This window comes from Seonamhaeicola marinus, assembly GCF_008085455.1.
This window is the reverse complement of sequence record NZ_VSDQ01000101.1, coordinates 1-862: the sequence shown is the minus strand read 5'-3', so window position 1 is coordinate 862 and position 862 is coordinate 1. Positions and strand designations below refer to the sequence as shown.

Genomic DNA, 862 nt, shown 5'->3' with positions numbered 1-862 from the left:
CCTGGCAATACCATTTCTTTAATAGACGCTTGTGTTGATATAGCTACACATTTATCATATTCTGCAACACCATTGGCGGCATCAAAAATCTTTCTATCTGCTTCGGTAGCTTTACTCATATCAGAATCATACTTACGCATTACCTCTAAAGCTGCTTTTAAAGCTGGTATATCTCTAAACTGACGACGAACCTCTTCAATCATAGCCATGGCAGCTCTACCAACCGCATTCATTGATAAGGCTGAAAACACAAATGGCAACATACCTCCTATTAATAAACCTGCCATAATATCTGGTCTAGATACATCAATAGACGCTACACCTGCAGTTTCCATAAACGCAGCAAACAGAGCCAATGCTGTTAATGCTGCCGATGCTATTGCAAACCCTTTACCAATAGCCGCTGTAGTGTTACCTACTGCATCTAACTTATCAGTACGTTCTCTAACTTCAGGATCTAACTCTGCCATTTCAGCAATACCTCCTGCGTTATCAGAAATTGGTCCGTAAGCATCTACTGCTAATTGAATACCTGTATTGGCTAACATACCTACGGCAGCAATTGCAATACCGTATAAGCCTGCAAAATGGTGCGACACTAAAATTGCCGCAGCTATTAAAAGAATTGGGAACATTGTAGACATCATACCTACACCTAAACCAGAAATGATATTGGTAGCTGCACCAGTTTCAGATTGTTTTACAATAGAATTTACTGGTTTTGTGCCAGTACCTGTATAATATTCGGTTACTTTTCCAACAGCTAAACCAGCCACTAAACCAGCCAATGTTGCGTAAAATACACCCATTGCTCCAAATGGTAATCCTTCAACTTCTGCAGGAATAAAATTTGTTATTAAAA

At 39.4% G+C, this 862-nt stretch carries 1 protein-coding gene; it reads right to left on the bottom strand.

The genetic code is table 11. The annotated features are described in order from the left end of the window. A partial coding sequence (locus FUA24_RS00635; protein ID WP_148539610.1) for a sodium/proton-translocating pyrophosphatase occupies window positions 1–862 on the bottom strand: 862 nt, incomplete at both ends.